This window comes from Cloacibacterium caeni (assembly GCF_907163125.1).
GTDB lineage: Bacteria > Bacteroidota > Bacteroidia > Flavobacteriales > Weeksellaceae > Cloacibacterium > Cloacibacterium caeni_B.
Genome location: NZ_OU015319.1, coordinates 1,888,426 through 1,908,227, shown reverse-complemented (window position 1 = coordinate 1,908,227; position 19,802 = coordinate 1,888,426). Strand labels below are relative to the sequence as shown.

17 protein-coding genes and 1 tRNA gene are annotated in these 19,802 nt (G+C 33.0%); 10 read left to right on the top strand and 8 right to left on the bottom strand.

Annotation, left to right across the window (positions count from 1 at the left end; all coding sequences use genetic code 11):
• The first annotated feature begins 12 nt into the window (after nt 1–12).
• From rpoC to KKQ79_RS08735, 3 genes are all read left to right on the top strand, one after another.
• Complete coding sequence (gene rpoC, locus KKQ79_RS08745; RefSeq protein WP_104794379.1) at nt 13–4,281, top strand: DNA-directed RNA polymerase subunit beta'; 4,269 nt, start codon at nt 13–15, stop codon at nt 4,279–4,281.
• Nucleotides 4,282–4,369: 88 nt separating this feature from the next.
• Nucleotides 4,370–4,672, top strand: coding sequence for a DUF3467 domain-containing protein (locus KKQ79_RS08740; RefSeq protein WP_069799559.1), 303 nt, complete (start codon nt 4,370–4,372; stop codon nt 4,670–4,672).
• Nucleotides 4,673–4,768: 96 nt separating this feature from the next.
• Nucleotides 4,769–6,046 carry an alkaline phosphatase family protein gene (locus tag KKQ79_RS08735; RefSeq protein ID WP_213189795.1) on the top strand — a complete coding sequence of 426 codons (1,278 nt, stop codon included), beginning with the start codon at nt 4,769–4,771 and terminating at the stop codon, nt 6,044–6,046.
• 1 nt (nt 6,047) lies between these two features.
• On the opposite strand, the gene KKQ79_RS08730 is transcribed toward KKQ79_RS08735, so the two are convergent.
• The 8 genes from KKQ79_RS08730 to lpxK all read right to left on the bottom strand — a co-directional run bounded on the left by KKQ79_RS08730 (nt 6,048) and on the right by lpxK (nt 13,450).
• Nucleotides 6,048–7,526 carry an alpha-amylase gene (locus KKQ79_RS08730; protein ID WP_250131222.1) on the bottom strand — a complete coding sequence of 493 codons (1,479 nt, stop codon included), beginning with the start codon at nt 7,524–7,526 and terminating at the stop codon, nt 6,048–6,050.
• Nucleotides 7,527–7,601: 75 nt separating this feature from the next.
• The gene (dinB, locus tag KKQ79_RS08725) at nt 7,602–8,693 is read right to left on the bottom strand and encodes a DNA polymerase IV (RefSeq protein ID WP_213189794.1); all 1,092 of its coding nucleotides are present in this window, start codon (nt 8,691–8,693) and stop codon (nt 7,602–7,604) included.
• A gap of 87 nt (nt 8,694–8,780) precedes the next feature.
• Entirely contained in the window at nt 8,781–9,386 is a 606-nt protein-coding gene (locus KKQ79_RS08720; RefSeq protein ID WP_213189793.1) for a hypothetical protein, read from the bottom strand.
• Between the two features lie 112 nt (nt 9,387–9,498).
• Nucleotides 9,499–10,215 (bottom strand): hypothetical protein, encoded by a 717-nt coding sequence (locus KKQ79_RS08715; protein WP_213189792.1) that lies wholly within the window; start codon nt 10,213–10,215, stop codon nt 9,499–9,501.
• Between the two features lies 1 nt (nt 10,216).
• Nucleotides 10,217–10,822: a hypothetical protein gene (locus tag KKQ79_RS08710; protein WP_213189791.1), complete on the bottom strand. Its 606-nt coding sequence runs from the start codon at nt 10,820–10,822 to the stop codon at nt 10,217–10,219.
• A gap of 122 nt (nt 10,823–10,944) precedes the next feature.
• Nucleotides 10,945–11,268, bottom strand: a complete 324-nt coding sequence (locus KKQ79_RS08705) for a PadR family transcriptional regulator (protein WP_069799540.1) — start codon at nt 11,266–11,268, stop codon at nt 10,945–10,947.
• A 351-nt stretch (nt 11,269–11,619) separates the two neighbouring features.
• A complete protein-coding gene (locus KKQ79_RS08700) occupies nt 11,620–12,435 on the bottom strand; it encodes a purine-nucleoside phosphorylase (protein ID WP_213189790.1) in 816 nt (271 codons plus the stop codon).
• Nucleotides 12,419–13,450 (bottom strand): tetraacyldisaccharide 4'-kinase, encoded by a 1,032-nt coding sequence (gene lpxK, locus KKQ79_RS08695; protein WP_213189789.1) that lies wholly within the window; start codon nt 13,448–13,450, stop codon nt 12,419–12,421. Before lpxK ends, KKQ79_RS08700 begins: the two co-directional genes overlap by 17 nt.
• Before the next feature lie 188 nt (nt 13,451–13,638).
• Here lpxK and KKQ79_RS08690 point away from each other — a divergent pair, with 188 nt between their 5' ends.
• The 7 genes from KKQ79_RS08690 (at nt 13,639) to aroC (ending at nt 19,678) form a co-directional block, all read left to right on the top strand.
• Entirely contained in the window at nt 13,639–14,496 is an 858-nt protein-coding gene (locus KKQ79_RS08690; protein ID WP_250131221.1) for a YicC/YloC family endoribonuclease, read from the top strand.
• 87 nt (nt 14,497–14,583) lie between these two features.
• The gene (gmk, locus tag KKQ79_RS08685; protein WP_213189788.1) at nt 14,584–15,147 is read left to right on the top strand and encodes a guanylate kinase; all 564 of its coding nucleotides are present in this window, start codon (nt 14,584–14,586) and stop codon (nt 15,145–15,147) included.
• 25 nt (nt 15,148–15,172) lie between these two features.
• Entirely contained in the window at nt 15,173–16,189 is a 1,017-nt protein-coding gene (nadA, locus tag KKQ79_RS08680; RefSeq protein ID WP_213189787.1) for a quinolinate synthase NadA, read from the top strand.
• A 172-nt stretch (nt 16,190–16,361) separates the two neighbouring features.
• Nucleotides 16,362–16,721, top strand: a complete 360-nt coding sequence (gene folB, locus KKQ79_RS08675) for a dihydroneopterin aldolase (RefSeq protein ID WP_213189786.1) — start codon at nt 16,362–16,364, stop codon at nt 16,719–16,721.
• Between the two features lie 63 nt (nt 16,722–16,784).
• Nucleotides 16,785–16,855, top strand: a tRNA-Cys gene (locus KKQ79_RS08670).
• A gap of 66 nt (nt 16,856–16,921) precedes the next feature.
• Complete coding sequence (locus tag KKQ79_RS08665; protein ID WP_213189785.1) at nt 16,922–18,529, top strand: LIC_10190 family membrane protein; 1,608 nt, start codon at nt 16,922–16,924, stop codon at nt 18,527–18,529.
• A gap of 87 nt (nt 18,530–18,616) precedes the next feature.
• On the top strand, nt 18,617–19,678 hold the full coding sequence (aroC, locus tag KKQ79_RS08660; protein WP_213189784.1) for a chorismate synthase: 1,062 nt from the start codon (nt 18,617–18,619) through the stop codon (nt 19,676–19,678).
• The last annotated feature ends 124 nt before the right edge of the window (nt 19,679–19,802 follow it).

The following is a 19,802-nucleotide window of genomic DNA, read 5'->3' as shown; positions in this document are numbered from 1 at the left end:
TTATTTGAACAGATTATGTCAAAAAATAAAACAAGTAGATTTAGTAAAATCACCATCGGTTTAGCTTCTCCTGAAATTATTCTTCAAGAGTCAAAAGGAGAGGTGCTAAAACCAGAAACGATTAACTATAGAACTCACAAACCAGAAAGAGATGGTTTATTCTGCGAGAAAATCTTCGGTCCTGTAAAGGATTACGAATGTGCTTGTGGAAAATATAAGAGAATTCGATACAAAGGCATCGTTTGTGACCGTTGTGGTGTAGAAGTTACCGAGAAAAAAGTACGTAGAGAGAGAATTGGACACATTAATTTAGTGGTTCCAGTAGCTCACATCTGGTATTTCCGCTCACTTCCAAACAAAATTGGTTACCTTTTAGGATTACCTTCTAAGAAATTAGATATGATTATCTACTACGAAAGATATGTAGTAATCCAACAAGGTATCGCTAAAAAAGCAGACGGTTCTGATTTCGAAGACAAAGAATTCTTAACAGAAGAAGAATATCTAGATGTTTTAGAAACCCTTCCTATTGAAAACCAATATTTAGAAGATACAGACCCTAACAAATTTGTTGCTAAAATGGGTGCTGAAGCAGTGGAAGAATTGTTAAAGAGAATTGATTTAGATGCTCTTTCTTACGATCTTCGTCACAAAGCTCACAATGAATCTTCTAAACAAAGAAGAACTGAAGCATTAAAAAGATTATCTGTAGTAGAAGCTCTTAGAGGTGCTAATACTAGAATGATTAACCGCCCAGAATGGATGGTAATGCGTGTTCTTCCTGTAATTCCACCAGAATTAAGACCACTAGTTCCACTAGATGGTGGTAGATTCGCTACATCAGATTTAAATGATTTATACAGAAGAGTTATCATTAGAAACAACCGTCTAAAGAGACTTTTAGAGATTAAAGCTCCAGAAGTTATCTTGAGAAATGAGAAGCGTATGCTTCAGGAAGCGGTAGATTCATTATTTGATAACACTAGAAAATCATCTGCTGTAAAATCAGAATCTAACAGACCATTGAAATCGCTTTCTGATTCATTGAAAGGAAAACAAGGTCGTTTCCGTCAGAACTTATTAGGGAAAAGGGTAGACTACTCTGCACGTTCGGTTATTGTTGTAGGTCCTAACTTACAATTACACGAGTGTGGTATTCCTAAAGATATGGCAGCAGAACTTTACAAACCATTTATCATTAGAAAGTTAATTGAAAGAGGTATTGTAAAAACAGTAAAATCTGCTAAAAGAATTATCGATAGAAAAGAACCAGTAGTTTATGATATTCTAGAAAACGTGATGAAAGGTCACCCAGTTCTATTGAACCGTGCACCTACCCTTCACAGATTGGGTATCCAAGCATTTCAGCCTAAAATGATTGAAGGTAAAGCTATCCAACTTCACCCGTTAGTAACTACGGCATTCAACGCCGACTTCGATGGTGACCAGATGGCGGTACACTTACCTTTAGGCCCAGAAGCGATTCTAGAAGCTCAGTTATTAATGCTAGGTTCTCAGAATATCTTGAACCCTGCAAATGGTTCTCCTATTACCGTACCTTCTCAGGACATGGTTCTTGGTCTATATTTCATGACCAAAGAAGCGCATTCTACAGAAACGCACAAGGTAAAAGGTGAAGGTTTAGTATTCTATTCTCCAGAAGAAGTAGAAATTGCTTACTCTGAAGGTCAAGTTTCTCTTAACGCTAAAGTAAGATGTAGACTTCCATTTAAAACAGAAGAAGGAGAAATCGTAACTAAACTTCAAGATACTACAGTTGGTAGAATTTTATTTAACCAAATTGTTCCTAAACAAGTAGGTTATATTGATGAATTATTGACTAAAAAATCATTAAGAAACGTAATTGGTAAAATCTTAGCAGATACAGATTTCCCAACTACTGTTAAGTTCCTTGATGATATGAAAAATCTTGGTTATATGAACGCTTTCAAAGGCGGTCTATCTTTCTCACTGGCTGATATTGTAGTACCAGCAGAAAAGAAAACCATGATTGCTCAAGCAATTGAAACAGTAGACGAGATTAAAGGGAACTATAACATGGGTCTTATCACAGATACAGAACGTTATAACCAAGTAATCGACGTTTGGACCAATACCAATGCTGGTCTTACTGAGATGATTATGAGCAGAATGAAATCTGACCAAGGTGGATTTAACTCTGTATATATGATGCTAGATTCTGGAGCGAGGGGTTCTAAAGAACAGATTCGTCAGTTATCTGGTATGAGAGGTTTGATGGCAAAACCACAAAAAGCTGGTGCAGTAGGAGCAGAGATCATCGAAAACCCAATTATTGCGAACTTTAAAGAAGGTTTATCAATTTTGGAATACTTTATCTCTACCCACGGTGCTCGTAAAGGTCTTGCGGATACCGCTCTTAAAACTGCGGATGCTGGTTACTTAACAAGAAGATTAGTAGACGTAGCTCAAGACGTAATCATTACAGAAGATGATTGTGGTACATTAAGAGGTACAGAAGTAGCTGCATTGAAGAAAAATGATGAAATAGTAGAAAAACTATCAGAAAGAATTCTTGGTAGAGTTTCTCTTCACGACATCTATAATCCAGAAAACGACGAAATTTTAGTTCACGCAGATGAGTTGATTAACGAAGAGCTTGCTAAAAAAGTAGAAGAAGCGGGTATAGAAACTGTAGAAGTTCGTTCACCATTAACTTGTGAAGCTAAAAAAGGTATCTGTGCGAAATGTTACGGACGTAACCTAGCTACAGGTAAGATGATTCACATGGGAGAAGCTGTAGGTGTAATTGCAGCACAATCAATTGGGGAACCAGGTACTCAGCTTACACTGAGAACTTTCCACCAAGGGGGAACTGCAGGAAACGTTTCAGAAAATCCTACTATCGTTGCTAAGAGAGATGGTATCGTAGAATTTGACGAATTAAGAACCATTATTTCTGAAGATGAAAATGGTAATGAAGCAGATATCGTAATTTCTCGTTCTACAGAATTCCGTTTAGTAGCAGATAATGCAGCGAGAACTCCATTAATGGTAGCAAACGTACCTTATGGTTCTGCACTTTCTGTAAAACCTGGTGATAAAGTGAAAAAAGGAGACCTTATTGCAAAATGGGATCCATATAACGCGGTTATCATTGCAGAAACTGCTGGTAAAGTAGAATACGAAGATATTATTCAAGGGGTTTCTTTCCAATTGGAAATCGACGAACAAACAGGTTTCGAAGAAAAAGTAATCTCAGAATCTAGAAATAAGAAAGCCATTCCTACCTTGAAAGTGGTAGATTCTAAAGGAGTTGAGCAAAAAGCATACAACTTACCAGTAGGAGCTCACTTAATGGTAAATGATGGTGAAAAAATTAAGGCGGGTAAAGTCTTAATCAAAATTCCTAGAAAATCTGCAAAAGCAGGGGATATCACAGGAGGTTTACCAAGAGTAACCGAATTATTCGAAGCGAGAAATCCTTCTAATCCTGCTGTAGTTACAGAAATTGACGGGGTAGTTTCTTATGGTAAAATTAAGAGAGGTAACCGTGAATTAATCGTAGAATCTAAAACAGGTGAGATTAAGAAATATTTAGTAAAACTTTCTAATCAAATCTTAGTTCAAGAAAACGACTTCGTGAGAGCTGGTTCGCCACTTTCTGACGGTTCTGTAACACCAGATGATATCTTAAGAATCAAAGGTCCAACAGCTGTTCAAGAGTACTTAGTAAACGAAATTCAAGAAGTTTACCGTTTACAAGGGGTAAAAATTGACGATAAGCATTTCGAAATCATCGTAAGACAGATGATGACTAAAGTAGAAATCGTAGACGGAGGTGATACCCAATTCCTTGAAAACAGTCTAGAACATAAATATGATTTCCTTGAAGAAAACAACAGAGTTTTCGGATTGAAAGTTGTAACTGAACCAGGAGATTCTAAAATTTTCAAAGCTGGTCAAATGATTACCGCTAGAGAATTGAGAGACGAAAATTCTAAACTGAAGAGAGAAGATCTTCAATTAGTAGAAGTTCGTGAAGCACTTACCGCAACTGCAACACCTGTTTTACAAGGTATTACCAGAGCAGCTTTACAGACTAAGTCTTTCATGTCTGCAGCATCATTCCAAGAGACTACAAAAGTTCTAAACGAAGCAGCAGTGTCTGGTAAAGTAGACGAACTAAACGGTCTTAAAGAAAATGTAATCGTAGGTCACAGAATTCCTGCTGGTACAGGTCTTAAAGATTATCAAAGTGTAATCGTGGGTTCTAAAAAAGAATTCGAGGATTTAAATTAATATGAATGTAAGGTTTAAAGACAGTTTTACTGTTCTTTAAACCTTCTTTTTTTGAATGTAAAATATTAACTTATTAAAACTTATACAAATGGATAACAACCAAAACCAAGATCAAAACATCAATATTCAATTAAACGAAATGGTAGCAGCTGGTGCTTATTGCAATCTTGCATTAGTAAACCACTCTCCATCTGAGTTTGTATTAGATTTCATTCAATTAATGCCAGGAGTTCAACAAGCTCAAGTAAGAAGCAGAGTAATCCTTGCTCCTCTTCATGCAAAAAGAGTTTTAGCTGCTCTTCAACAAAATATCCAAAACTATGAAGCTCAATTCGGAGAAATCAAAGAAGTTGAACCTTTCGTAGTAGGTGCTGGTAATGCTCAAGCATAATCAAAACTTAATAAAATATTCTAAATCCTAGCCATTTTAAAATGGCTAGGATTTTTTTTTGCAAAAAACGTGTATTTTTGTAGCAAATCATCTGCAATGAAAAAAATATTTTCGGGTTTCAGTATTTTTCTGTTTTCTCTCTTTTTTGCTCAACATAATCTCGCGGTTGATACAGCCCAAGTTATTACTCCTAATAGATTTAATTCAACAGAAGCACTAGAAAAGCCATACCTTATTTTTATTTCTGCAGACGGTTACAGATATGATTATACCGAAAAATATAATGCTCAAAATCTTCAAAAATTTTCAAATGAAGGTGTAAAAGCAAAAGCCATGTTGCCAAGTTACCCCAGCATCACTTTCCCGAATCATTGGTCTATTATTACAGGTTTATATCCTTCTCATCACGGTTTGGTAGATAATTTTTTCTATGATTACTCCAGAAAAAAAGCCTATGCAATGAATAAAAAAGAAAATGCAGAAGATGGTTCTTGGTACGGCGGAATTCCGCTTTGGAGTTTGGCAGAGCAACAAGGAATGGTTACCGCTTCTCTGCAATGGGTTGGTTCTGCAAGTGACGCTGGAAAAACAAGACCAACTTACTATTATCACTATCACGAAAAATTTTCACCTGAAGAAAAAATTAATAAAGTAGTGAACTGGTTAAAATTGCCAGAAAATGTTCGTCCGCACTTTATTTCACTGTATTTTCCAGAAGTAGATGGAGCAGGTCATCGATTTGGACCAGAATCTCCAGAAGCCGAAAAATCTGTACAATTGGTAGATAACGCCATCGGTAATTTGGTGGAAAAAGTGAATCAATTGGGTTTGAAAAACGTGAATTTCATCTTCGTTTCAGACCATGGAATGATTAAAGTAGATAAAGAAAATCCGCTTTCTATTCCAGAAATGCTTCTCAATAAAGAAAGATTTGATATTTATAATTCTCAAACCTTACTCAGAGTAGTGGTTAAAAATCCTGATGAGGTAAAATCTACATATCGTGAATTGAAAAACTCAAAAACTGAAGATTACCAAGTTTTTTTGACCAAAAAATTTCCTAGAAAACTGCATTATGGAACAAAAGATGACCAATATAACCGCATCGGTCAGATTTTATTAGTTCCGAATGCACCAAAAATATTTTTAGAAAAAGGAAAATCTACTTCTGCAGGAAAACATGGCTACAATCCTAGAAAAACACCAGAAATGAAAGCCACTTTTTACGCTTGGGGAAATGTTTTCAAAAATAATTTAGAAATCGATGAATTTCAGAATGTGAGTGTTTATCCTTTGGTTGCGGAAATTCTCGGTTTAAAAATTTCAGAACCTATTGATGGGAAATTTTCAGAGGTTAAAAAAGCTTTGAAATAGACTATTCAGGAACCCAAACGCTTACATTTCCAGCGGGAACAGTGAAATTTCCCCAGCCATTTTCATCAATTTGAACAGTATGTTCGAATCTTCCTAATGCGTCATAAAAATACTGACCAGTATATTGCGTTCCCATTTCCATAGGTTTTTCGTATTGGTCTTTATTGCTTATCACTACTGCACAACCTTTATGTTCTTCATCACCTTCTCGAGTCCAACCGATGCAATTAGCATCTTCGAAATAATCTCTTTGCATTCCGTAAGCATTAGTTTTTCTCAATTTCAAAAGTTCTTCTATTTGGTCTACTTTTTCTAAGAAAATTTCGTGTTCATTGCCATCACTTCCATAATCTTTGTAAGTGGCTCCAAATAAATCTGGATAGAAAACACAAGGAAAACCTTCTTGTCTCAGCAAAATTAATGCATAAGCAATCGGTTTAAACCAAGGTTCTACAGGAGCTTCTAAAGCTTGCAAAGGTTGAGTGTCATGGTTATCAACCACTGTAACTGATAAATTGGGTTGAGATTGAACCAAAGTGTTGTCGAAAATAGTTCGCAAGTCAAATTCGCTTCCCGATTGTGATGCAGTATGCAAATTATGATGCAAAGAAGCATCAAAAAGGCTCATACAACCTTCGGTTTCTTCAATATATTTTTCTAAAAGTGGCAATTCACCGGGAGCCCAAAATTCTCCTACTGCAAAGAGGTTTTTACCAGTATTGGCGCGTAATAACTGAAGCCATTCTTTATAAAATTCTGGAGATTGATGTTTCACAGCATCTAAACGAACACCTTCAAAACCTACGGTTTCATGATACCATTTTCCCCAATAATTGAGTTCTTCTCTTACATGAGGATTTCGATGTTCGATGTCATTGTACATCAAAAAATCGTAATTTCCTTTTTCATCGCTGGTCATTTCTTCCCAACCATCACCATGTTCGGTAATAATTTGATAAATGAAATCTCCTTCTTCACCTTCGGCAAAATCTACGCCTGTAAAACAAGTGAAATTCCATTCGAAATCCGAATATTTTTTATTTCTTCCCGGAAAAGTGAATTTAGTGTAACTTTCTATTTCAAAAGGCTCAGAAATGAAGTTCTGTCGATTGTTTGGATCTACTTTGTACACTTGAAAACGTTCTTTTTCATCACCGCCAGCTTTGTGATTCAGCACAATATCTACAATTGTTCCAATTCCTTTTTCACGAAGCGCATTGATGGCAGAAATATATTGTTCTTTAGTTCCATATTTGGTGGGAATTCCACCTTTTTGGTCAAATTCTCCCAAATCAAATAAATCATAGGGATCATAACCCACAGAAAATCCGCCACCATTAGCTTTGTAAGCAGGTGGTAACCAAACCATTGTAATGCCAAGTTCTGCTAAATATTCTGCGTTTTGTTGTACTTCTTCCCAAAGTTTTCCATCGCCTTCTGTGTACCAATGGAAATATTGAATCATAGTTCCGTTCATCATTTCTGTTTTTGATATTGCAAAATTAGAACGATGACCAGAAATTAATTTACAGATTTTCAGGGAATTATTTTATAATTATTCTTTTTCGAATTCTTCAAAAGGAATTTTGAGTTGTACAGAAATTTGTTTTTTCTCTTCTGTGTTGAGGTTAGAAAGCGATAAACCTAACAAACGAATCGCTTTATTATAAGGTCTTAGTTCCCAAAGTTTCTGGGCGGTTTCGTAGAAATCTTCAGCGTTTTCATAATATACTTCTTGTGTTTTGCTACGCGTATATTGAGAAAAATCCTTGTATTTTATTTTTAAAGTCAAGGTTTTGCCCTTAATTTCTCTTTTCGAAAGTCTAGATTCTAGTTCTTCGCTTAGTGATTTTAGTTTTTGGTAAAGTTCTTCATCTTCGTTGATGTCATCCCAAAAAGTATGTTCTACACCTACACTTTTTTGAATTCGGTGGGGTTTTACTTCTCCATGATGAATTCCACGAACCACATTGTAATAATAAATTCCAGATTTCCCGAAAAGTCTTGCCAATTCTTCCATAGATTTTGCCTTCAAATCTTTGCCTTTGAAAATCTGTAAACTGTACATTTTATTGGCCGTAACTTTTCCGATTCCGTAGAATTTTTCAATCGGAAGTTCTTCTAAAAAATCTATAATCTGAGTAGGATGAATGGTTTTTTGTCCGTTGGGTTTATTGATATCCGAAGCTACTTTGGCCAAAAATTTATTCACCGAAATTCCTGCAGAAGCAGTGAGCCCTGTTTCTTCAAAAATTTTTTGACGAATTTCTCTTGCTATTTCATTGGCAGATTCTATGTTTTTTTTGTTTTCGGTAACATCTAAATAGGCTTCGTCAAGAGAAAGAGGTTCTACCAAGTCAGTATATTCATGAAAAATTTCTCTGATTTTCTGTGAAATTTCTTTGTAACGATGAAATCTTGGCTTTACAAAAATCAGATGCGGACATTTTTCTTTGGCAATTTTGCTCGACATTGCAGAACGTACGCCAAATTTTCGGGCTTCGTAACTTGCTGCGGCTACCACACCTCTATGTTCACCGCCTACTGCAATGGGTTTTCCTTTAAGTTCAGGATTATCGTGCTGTTCCACAGAAGCGTAAAACGCATCCATATCTACATGTATGATTTTTCTCTGTGGAATTTGCATACACAAAGATAAGGAATTGGGGATTTTAGAAAATTATTATAAAAATGAAACCTTAAAGGATTTTAAATCCTTTAAGGTTTGAAAATATTATAAATATTTTAAGAAAGGTTTTACTTTTTCTATTTGTTTGATATATTTAGTTTGGGAGATAATACTAAAAAAACTAATTAATGTAAGAGTTAATGTTCCAATTATTAATAGTATTATTTGTTTTGTTTCAAAATTAGTTTTCTCCGAAATAATTAATTTTTGAACTTCATCAGAATAGTCGAAAAATTTTGCCGTAAATTGTAATGATAAACCAAGTATTCCTAAGAATAAAAAGGAGCCACCTTGATGAAGTGTTAAAATATAATTGCTATATTTTCTCGCTAGCTGAAATTTTTTAAAATTTTTAATATAAACAAATAAAGGAAATATTGAAAAAGATAAAAATGTTAAAAGGCAAAAGTATTTAAAAATATTTTTATTAAATATCAATGCAGATATAATAATTAAACTGATTGTTAAAATTGTATATTTTGATGCTGAAATAAGATTTTCTATAGCAAGTTGTTGTCTTACATCTCTAATAAATGGATTCGTATCTAATAAGTCTATGCTTCCGTTCCAAGAAAGTGTTAACTCTTCTTTCCAATTTTCTTTGGTTTTCTCAAAAGCCTCCTCAAAACTCAAATTTTCTTCTCTCTGCAAATCAGAAATCTGGGAAACAAAATGGTCATTTACTTCGATGAGAATATCAATCGGCAGTTTTTTTGAGAGCAGATAATTGCGGATTTCTGTGAGTTGAGAATCTGTAAACATTTTATAAATATTTTAAGAAAGGTTTTACTTTTTCGATTTGTTTTAAATAATTTTTTTGAGCTGATAATGAATAAAATACACCAAAAATAATTAAGTAAATTGACATAAAGATGAATGCGATTTCTATGAAAATTGGTTTATCACTTTGGAAGGTGATGATTTTTTGGTATTTCTCTGGATTGTCTATTAACCTTGTATTAATATTCATTAAAGGAGAAAAAATAATTACAAAAATAACAACAGAATGTTGATGTAAAGTGAGAACATACTTTTTATATTTTTTAGCTAATTTGAAATCTTGGGAATTTGAAAAATATTTTATTAAAGTATAAAACGTCAATCCAAATACTATTGACAAGGTTAAATATCCAAAAGTTTCTGCTTTAAAATTGAAAGCAATGATAAAAATTAAAAGGGTAGGAATAGTTGAATATTTTAATGCGAAAAACAAATTAGTCTTGTCAATTTCCTTTTTAGTTTTAACCATAAAATCAGAAATATCCTCAAGATTTAAATTTCCTCTCCAATAAGGTTTCAATTCTTTCTCCCAACTTAATTTTGTTCTTTCAAAAGCTTCCTCAAAACTCAAATTCTCTTCTCTCTGTAAATCTGAAATTTGAGAAACAAAATGATCATTTACTTCTATTAAAATGTCAATAGGCAATTTTTTAGAAAGTAGATAATTACGGATTTCTGAGAGTTGAGAATCTGTAAACATTTTATAAAACAAATTGGTTATATTTTTCAAGTTTTTTTACATTTTTTTCAAGTGAAAGAAAGGCATAAACATAAAATGTAAGAATTATTATTCCAAAAAATAGATTAGAAACAAACATTGCTGTGCTTACTTTTTCATCAGCTCCAAAATTTATAAAATCATAAATAAGATGTTTGGTATTTTTTGGATAATGCATCATTTGATCTAAAGAAAAACCAATAACAAATGAAAGCAAAGGATGTATAAAATTATTGATAATCGGATTTTTTCTTCTGTTTTCAAAAAGCAATCTTTGCTGTTTTATGTATAGAGATATCATTCTTAAAGGGTAAATCGCTATTACTATGAATAATAATGACAAGATAAGAAGATAAATATTTTCTGGGAAAAGTTTTGCAGTAATGAATTCTAAAGCAATAAAAGAGAGAACAATATAAAAACTCTTTTTAAAGTTATTAATATTTTGAGTTTTATTGATTTCGTAAATTATTTTTGGGATTTTTTTTGAAGAAAAAAAGTTTTTTCTAACCATAATAAATTCAAAATTCCATCTTGTTTTTACTTTTAAAAAAGCCTCTTCAAAACTCAAATTTTCTTCTCTTTGCAAATCTGAAATTTGAGAAACAAAATGGTCATTTACTTCGATGAGAATATCAATTGGCAGTTTTTTTGAGAGCAGATAATTGCGGATTTCTGATTCTTGTTGTTCGATAATCATGGTTGTTGTTTTTAAATATTAAAAATTGCATTCAGATTAAATAGGTAAGATTTCATTTCTTCTTCTTGTAAGGCTTGTTGTTTTTTGCCTTTTTCGGTTAGCAAATAATATTTTCTATCTCTACCATTTACTTGTTGCATTTCTGAGTAAATAACTCCTTCATTTTCTAATTTGTGTAACAAAGGATAAAGCGCACCTTCTGTCATTTCCAGTTCACCTTTTGTAAGTTCTTTAGCACGTTGCGTCAACTGATAACCATACATTTTTACTTCTGAAGCGAGAAGTTTCAGAATAATATTTTGTAAAGTTCCTTTATATAATGCGTTTTTCTTCATACCTAAATAAATTATGCATTACAAATATATACATAATTTTCTTATGTATGAAAATTTTTTTTAAAAACTTAGAAACAAAAAAAACACCTCGAAAATCGAGGTGCTTCCTATGAAAAATATTTAGATTAGGTATAGTTATCTTTCCTCTTGAGAAGGAAATAGGCTACTTTAAAGGCAACTAATCTAAATGTATTTATTTTTTCCCTTTTTTACTTTAAAGCAAAATTAGGCTAAGACTGCCATTAAGTTTTTACAGAATTTTATAGTAACGTTATAGAATTTTCATAAAAAAACGCTTCAAAAAAACTGAAGCGTAATATTTTAAAAATTCACTGCGAAGCAAAAATTCATTTATTGATAATTTTTCACCAAGCCTTTTACAATTTTAATCACATTTGGCATTGCTTTATTGGCAGCCTGTAAAACCTCTTCGTGAGAAACGGTGAAAGCGATTTCTGGTCCGCCAACATCCGTAATGATAGAAATTCCGAAACAATCCATTCCCATGTGTTTCGCTACAATCACTTCTGGAACGGTACTCATTCCTACTGCATCTCCGCCAATTGCTCTTACCATTCCGTATTCCGCAGGCGTTTCGAAAGTTGGACCTTGAAGTGCAACATAACAACCTTTGTGCACTTTAATTTCTAAATTTTTTGCCACTTCTTCTGCTACAGCAATCATTTTTCGGTTGTAAGGTTCGCTCATATCTACGAATCTTGGTCCCAATTCATCAATGTTTTTACCACGAAGCGGATGTTCTGGCATCATATTGATATGGTCTTCGATAATCATAATATCTGCCACTCTGAAATTAGGATTTACTCCTCCAGAAGCATTAGAAACGATTAAATTCTGAATTCCCAACAATTTAAAAACTCTGAAAGGAAAAGTTACTGTTTCCATAGAATGACCTTCGTAATAGTGAAATCTGCCACTCATCATCAATACTTTTTTGCCTTCTAAAATCCCGTAAATCAATTTTCCACCGTGTCCTACTACTGTAGTTTGCGGGAAATTAGGAATTTCGTGATATTCTAAAGTGTGAATAGCCTCTACTTCTTCTTGTAACTTACCTAAACCAGAACCCAAAACGATGGCGAAATCAGGAGTTTCTTGAATAATATTTTGGATGAATTCGGCGGTTTGTTTAATTTTTTCTAACATAATCTTGAATGATTTGATTAAATTCTTCTGCGCGGTCTATTTCTACATTAATCGGCCAATAATATAATTTTTCTCTTAAATAATCGAAACCTTTTAGGCGAACATAATCTTTTTCTGTGGTTAAAATCAATTTATATTCTCCAAGTTTTTCGTATTCTTTTTTGATGAGAGAAATATCTTCTGTGGTGAAACTATGATGATCCTTGAATCGTAAGTGTTTTACATTGGAACTGTATCTTTTTACTTCTTCCACAAAGGTTTTGGGGTTGGCAATTCCTGTTATGAGGAGAATGTCATAATAACTCATGTTGTTATCTGGAAGTTTCAATTTTGGGTCAAAACAGAAAATTTCTTCATCATAATTGATGGTAGAGAAGAACACTTTTTGGTAATATCTAGGTTTAATTCTAGAAATATAGAATTGTTTTTTTTCTTCGGTAATATTTTCTGGACACTTGGTTACTACAATGATGTCAGCACGTTTTGCGCCACGTCTTGATTCTCTAAGATTTCCTGCAGGTAAAACAAAATCTTTAAAATATGGATCATTATAATCCGTCAAAAGAATATTGAAACCTGGTTTTATTCTACGGTGTTGGTAGCTGTCATCTAATAGAAGTACATCTAAATCCATGTCTTCGATGATTTTTTTTGCCCCAAAAACGCGGTCTTCACAAACGCCGATGACAAATCTGTTTTTAAATCTTTCAAAGAGTTGCATGGCTTCATCACCCACCATTTTAAAATTACTGTCGTAATTTACAATAACATAACCTTTGGTTTTTCTTCCGTAGCCACGAGATAGAACGCCTGTTCTAAAATTTTTAGCAAGAAAATCTGCCAAATACATTACCATAGGTGATTTTCCACTGCCTCCAACAGATAAATTTCCTACGCCAATCATAGGAGTTTTAAATTTCGTAGAAGAAAAAATTCCCCAATCGTACATTCTGTTTCTGAGGGCAGTAACAAAATGATAAACCAAGGAAAAAGGGTAGAGATACCATCTTTTCATGCAATAAATTTTCTTTCTGACGACTGAAATTCGCCATTTAATCAAGGGGCAAATTTACGAAATTTTTAAGGATTTTTTGGGACTATTTCATCTACTTATTAACAATGAGAAGTCTTAGCCTTTTTAAGTTTTAAGAAAAAATTAACTTTCAGCATCTTTTCTTATCTTTGTGCTTACATATACACATTATGATTTTATCAATGACAGGCTTCGGAAGAGCCGAAGGTATTTTTGAAGGAAAAAAAATTAGCATCGAACTCAAATCGCTTAACAGCAAATCATTTGACTTGAATCTTAGAATTCCGCTTCGTTACAAAGAGAAAGAATTCGAAGTAAGAAAATTGTTAAATGACACCATTCTCCGTGGAAAAGTAGATTGCTATATCAATTGCGAAACCATCGATGACTGCAATGATGTAAAAATCAACCAAGACATTGTAAAAGCATACATGAATCAGCTGCGTGAGATTTCTCCCAATGCAGAAGAGTTCGAATATCTGAAAATGGCCATCAGAATGCCTGAAGCAATAAACGGTAAACCTGCAGAATTAAATGAAGAAGAGTGGAAATCTTTGGAAAACTTGATTAAAGAAGCTTTAGCAAAATTTGTAGATTTCAGAAAGACAGAAGGCGCAATTTTACACGAAGAACTGGCTAAAAATCTTAAAAATATTGAAGAAAATCTTCTCAAAGTCATTCCTTACGAAGACGACAGAATGGTAGCGGTAAAAGAACGTTATCAGAATACTTTGAAAGAATTTGAAAACGTAGATGAGACAAGATTCTATCAAGAACTGGCATATTACACCGAAAAATTAGATATTTCCGAAGAAAAAGTACGTTTGACACAGCACTTGAAATATTATCTTGAAGTGATGCAAAACGAAACTTTCAACGGGAAAAAATTAGGATTTATCTCTCAAGAAATCGGCAGAGAAATCAATACTCTTGGTTCAAAAGCCAATCACCACGAAATCCAAAAACTGGTAGTGATGATGAAAGACGATTTAGAAAAAATTAAAGAACAAACGTTAAACGTATTGTAATGATGAGTTATAAGTCATGAGTTATAAGTTGTTTTTTAGTCTCTAAATAACTCATCATTCATAATTCATCACTCATAACTATTAAAAATGAACAAAGTAATTATATTTTCAGCACCTTCAGGAAGTGGAAAAACCACTCTGGTAAAATATTGTTTAGGTGTTTTTCCTGAACTTCAATTTTCCATTTCTGCTACAACCAGAGCATTGAGAGGTGAAGAAATTCATGGGAAAGACTATTTTTTTCTTTCGGTAGAAGAATTTAAAAATCTGATTGCAGAAGATGCTTTTGTAGAATACGAAGAAGTTTATCAAGATAAATTCTATGGAACCTTAAAATCTGAAGTAGAAAGAATTTGGCAAGAAGGAAAAGTGGTCATCTTCGATGTAGATGTAAAAGGTGGCGTAAATCTGAAGAAAATTTTCGGAGAAAATGCCCTTTCTATTTTTATTGCACCACCTTCTATAGACGAATTGGAACGAAGATTGATATCTAGAGCTACAGATGATTTAGAAACCATCAAAACCAGAGTAGCAAAAGCTAAAGAAGAAATGACGTATGCTGAAGAATTTGACCAAATTATCATTAATGATGATTTAGAAACAGCTCAGAAAGAAATTGAGCGAATTGTAAGAAATTTTATTGAAGAATAAAACCAACACCAAATACGATTACATTATGGAGAAAATATTAGATATAGCAAAAAATAACCTTCCAGTAAAAGGATTTTTGGATTTGAAAGATATTCAAATTCCGCAAGGTCAAGATTTAATTGATGCGATTTTAAAGCTCAAAAAAGAAAAAAATGCCGTGATTTTGGCACATTATTATCAGCCAGGAGAAATTCAAGATATTGCAGATTATTTGGGAGATTCTCTACAATTAGCCAGAGCTGCAAAAGATACAGATGCAGATATGATTGCTTTTTGTGGGGTACATTTTATGGCTGAAGCTGCAAAAATCCTTAATCCTACAAAAAAAGTAGTTCTTCCAGATACTTTGGCTGGTTGTTCACTTGCAGATGGTTGCAGTGGAGAAGGTCTTAGAAAAATGCGTGAACAGCATCCTGGAGCTTTGGTGGCAACTTATATCAATTGTAACGCAGAAACCAAGGCAGAATCTGATATTATTGTTACCAGTTCTAATGCAGAAACCATTATCAATGCATTGCCAAAAGATCAACCGATTATTTTCGCACCAGATAAAAATTTGGGAAGATATTTGATGAAGAAGACAGGAAGAGATATGATTTTGTGGGATGGAAGTTGCATTGTTCACGAAGCATTTTCTATGGAAAGAATAGCGAAACAATTGGCAGAAAATCCTGATGCTAAATTAATTGCACACCCAGAATCTGAAACTCCAGTACTAGAATTGGCGCATTTTATTGGTTCTACTTCAGCTTTGCTAAATTATGTAGAAAAAGATGATTGTCAGAAGTTTATCATCGCTACAGAAGAAGGAATTCTTCACGAAATGAAAAAGCGTGCTCCTCATAAAGAATTGATTCCGGCTTTGGTTTTTGACGAAAGTTGCAACTGTTCAGAATGTTTCTTCATGAAGAGAAATACACTAGAAAAGTTGTATTTGTGCATGAAATACGAATTGCCAGAGATTACTATGGACGAAGAACTTCGTTTAAAAGCTTTAAAACCAATCGAAGCTATGCTGGAGTTGAGTAAAACGATTAAGTAATTTGAAAATTTGAAAATGAGATAATTTAAAAATTTTAAAGAATGAACGTTCAGAATTTTTCTGGACGTTTTTCTTTACATTTGTGGATAGTAATCGAAAATCAATAGGAACGGACTTTAGTCCATTTTAGAAAAAACGAAAATCTAATTGGCTTTAGCCAAAATTTATTAAAATGAAAAGTAAAATCCTTTTAGAAGATATTAAAATCTACGCATATCACGGTGTTTTGCCAGAAGAGAAAATTTTGGGAACGTATTACATTGTGAATGCAGAGATTGTAGCAGATATTTCCAAAGCTGCAGAGACCGATAATTTGAATGATACCATTAATTACGCTTTGATTAACGATATTATTCATGCAGAGATGAAAATTTCTTCAGAATTATTAGAACATGTAGCAGGAAGAATTATCAAAAAAATAAAATCAGAATTTCTTCAAGTTCAGAAGGTTAAAGTAAAAATAACCAAAACCAAACCGCCAATGAAAGGCGAAATGAAAGGCGTAAGTGTAGAATTTGAAGAAAATTTTTAAAAAATCTATTTCTAAAATTTTTAAAAATCTGAAAAATCCCTATATTTGCACTCCGAAACACATGGTACTTTGGCCGAGCGGCTAGGCAGTGGTCTGCAACACCATCTACAGCGGTTCGAATCCGCTAGGTACCTCAACAAACAACAACACAAATCCTGAAAATTTAAATTTTCAGGATTTTTTTTATTTATATTCACATAATGCTTAAAATTTTACTTTCTTTATTGGTTATTTTTCCTGTTTTAATGGGTTTTGGTGAGATTTTCCAAAAGTTGTTTGGGAGGATTTGGTCTGGTCTTTCTGCAAAGCTTTTTTCAGGGATGTTTTTACTAGCAATAATTTGGCAAGTATTAGCTTTTTTTGTTCCTTTAAATATTTGGATAGAAAGTATAAGTATCCTAATTGGGGTCTTGTCATTTCTTTACTTTAGAAGTTATAAAGATTTTCTTAATTACAGAAAGGAAGAGATTGTAAAATTTTCGATTCCTAGTCTTATTATAATTTTTGCAGGAACTTATTATCCTTTCATTATTGATCATTTTGGGTATTACGTTCCAAGTATTCACTGGTTAAGAGAGTTTGGTTTAACTAAGGGTTTGGCTAATATTGAGTTGATATATGCGCAAATGTCTGTTTGGCATATATTTCAAGCAGGACTCTCTAATTTTTCAGATGTTTTTCTAAGAATAAATGTCATTTTTTTACTAGTTTTTTTACTTTATATTTTAGAAAAAAAAGCTTGGGCAATGTTGTTTATTTTGCCTGTATTTTTATTTTTTATACAGTCTCCCAACTCAGATTTACCTGCTATTGCATTATCGCTTGTTATTTTAAATGAAGTAATGAGTGGAAATAAAAATGTTAAATTACTTTTTGCTTTTTCTGCTTTTGTTTTTACCATAAAACCTACTATTGTTTGGGTATTGTTATTTGTTGCTATATATTTTTTTAAAAAGGAGAATTTTAAATATGCAGGATTAGGGATTGTGGTTCTCGGGATTTATATTTTTAAGAATATTCTAGTCTTTGGTTATCCTTTTTTTCCTATTCAGATTGGTGATTTAAAACTTTATTGGATGCCACACAGCGAGGTTCTAAAAGAATCTGCTGAGCTTGCAATAATGAAAGCATATGACTTAAAATTTTCTATTTCAGAAATTGAAAAATTTACAGTTTGGGATTATGTTTACAATTGGTTCACAATAAATTCATATAAAAAATATATCCATTTTGCATTTGTTTTGGTGATGCTATCATTCGTTGTGTTTACTTTTATTAAAAAAGATAGATTAACTACTGCTTTATTTGTTTCTATCGTTATAAAAAGTTTTTTAGTGCTAATGTTCTCTGCGCAATACCGTTTTTTCATGGGAGTGTTTTTTGTTTTTTTTCTCATTAATTTCAAATCTATTATCCAAGAAAAAATATCTTATATTGGTTTTTCTTTAGAAATTTTTTTAATAATTATATCATTATCATTTCCCAAATTGTTGCAGAATAATTTTATTTCTTTTAAATCAGGATATTATATGCAAGGCTTTACTCAAAAACAGATATATAGACCAGCTTCTTTTGCGTCTTTTAAATATTCTGAGTTTAAAATAGGTAACCTTAAATTTTACGTACCACATCATCATTTGGCTTATGATACGCCACATCCATCGATTGCTCCATATTCAGTAAAAAAATATTACGAAGCAGGAATTTTTCCGCAAAAAATATCAAAGAACATAAAAGATGGTTTCGTTTGGAAGAAACTGTCAACTAAAGATAAAGAAAAATTGAAGGGAATTATCTCTAAATTTTGATATGAGTTACGTGATACGAGTTCTTATGTTTCAAAAATCTCACAACTCGCAACTCGCAACTCGAACCTTTTCATTAACTTTGCTTTTATGAACAATTTAGGAAATTTTCTCACGCTTTCTACCTTTGGCGAAAGTCACGGAATAGCTTATGGTGGAATCATCACCAATTTTCCAGCAGGAATTGAAATTAATTTTGAAGAAATTCAGCATCAACTTGACCGCAGAAAACCTGGTCAAAGTTCTATCGTTACCCAAAGAAAAGAAAGTGATACTGTACAGTTTCTTTCGGGAACTTTTGAGGGGAAATCTACAGGAACTCCGATTGGATTTGTGATTTATAATGAAAATCAAAAATCGAAAGATTACGAACATATTGCCGCAGCTTACAGACCTTCTCATGCAGATTTTACCTATGATCAAAAATTTGGAATCAGAGATTACAGAGGTGGTGGAAAATCTTCTGCGCGAGAAACTATCAACTGGGTTGCTGCAGGAGCTTTGGCGAAACATATTTTACCCGAAAATGTTGAAATTCATGCTTATGTTTCTTCAGTGGGAGATATTTTTTGCATGAAACCTTATCAGGATTTAGATTTTTCTAAAATTGAAAGCAATGATGTTCGTTGTCCAGATGAAGAAACCGCCGAAAAGATGATTTCTAAAATCAAGGAAATCAAAAAAGAAGGAAATACCATCGGTGGAACCATTACTTGTGTCATCAAAAATCTTCCTGTAGGAATTGGCGAACCTGTTTTTCTAAAATTACAGGCAGAATTGGCAAAAGCGATGATGAATATCAATGCTGCAAAAGGTTTTGAGTACGGAAGCGGTTTTTGTGGAGCAACGATGACCGGAAAAGAGCATAATGATTTGTTCAATGAAGATTTTACTACGAAAACCAATCTTTCTGGAGGAATTCAAGGTGGAATTTCAAACGGAATGGACATTTATTTCCGTGTAGCCTTTAAGCCAATTGCTACGATTCTTAGACCTCAAGAAAGTGTAGATAAAGACGGAAATTTAGTTATTGTAGAAGGAAAAGGAAGACATGATCCTTGTGTTTTGCCAAGAGCAGTTCCCGTAGTGGAAAATTTGGCAGCATTTGTTCTTGCGGACTTATTTTTGATGAATCAGATTAGAAGAATTTGATACGAGTCGCGAGACACGAGTTTTTTACGTACAGTTGTCATTCTGAAAGAATCTAAATTTGGATAAAAATGAATAGAGTATTTGATAAAAATCTTTTTATTCTTGAAGAACTTTTTGGTAAAGA

Coding starts and splice junctions, on each gene's coding strand:
- KKQ79_RS08740 (WP_069799559.1), top strand. CDS start 4,370: ATGGATAACAACCAAAACCAAGATCAAAACATCAATATTCAATTAAAC.
- KKQ79_RS08735 (WP_213189795.1), top strand. CDS start 4,769: ATGAAAAAAATATTTTCGGGTTTCAGTATTTTTCTGTTTTCTCTCTTT.
- KKQ79_RS08730 (WP_250131222.1), bottom strand. CDS start 7,526: ATGATGAACGGAACTATGATTCAATATTTCCATTGGTACACAGAAGGC.
- dinB (WP_213189794.1), bottom strand. CDS start 8,693: ATGCAAATTCCACAGAGAAAAATCATACATGTAGATATGGATGCGTTT.
- KKQ79_RS08715 (WP_213189792.1), bottom strand. CDS start 10,215: ATGTTTACAGATTCTCAACTCTCAGAAATCCGTAATTATCTACTTTCT.
- KKQ79_RS08705 (WP_069799540.1), bottom strand. CDS start 11,268: ATGAAGAAAAACGCATTATATAAAGGAACTTTACAAAATATTATTCTG.
- KKQ79_RS08700 (WP_213189790.1), bottom strand. CDS start 12,435: ATGTTAGAAAAAATTAAACAAACCGCCGAATTCATCCAAAATATTATT.
- lpxK (WP_213189789.1), bottom strand. CDS start 13,450: ATGAAAAGATGGTATCTCTACCCTTTTTCCTTGGTTTATCATTTTGTT.
- KKQ79_RS08690 (WP_250131221.1), top strand. CDS start 13,639: ATGATTTTATCAATGACAGGCTTCGGAAGAGCCGAAGGTATTTTTGAA.
- gmk (WP_213189788.1), top strand. CDS start 14,584: ATGAACAAAGTAATTATATTTTCAGCACCTTCAGGAAGTGGAAAAACC.
- nadA (WP_213189787.1), top strand. CDS start 15,173: ATGGAGAAAATATTAGATATAGCAAAAAATAACCTTCCAGTAAAAGGA.
- folB (WP_213189786.1), top strand. CDS start 16,362: ATGAAAAGTAAAATCCTTTTAGAAGATATTAAAATCTACGCATATCAC.
- KKQ79_RS08665 (WP_213189785.1), top strand. CDS start 16,922: ATGCTTAAAATTTTACTTTCTTTATTGGTTATTTTTCCTGTTTTAATG.
- aroC (WP_213189784.1), top strand. CDS start 18,617: ATGAACAATTTAGGAAATTTTCTCACGCTTTCTACCTTTGGCGAAAGT.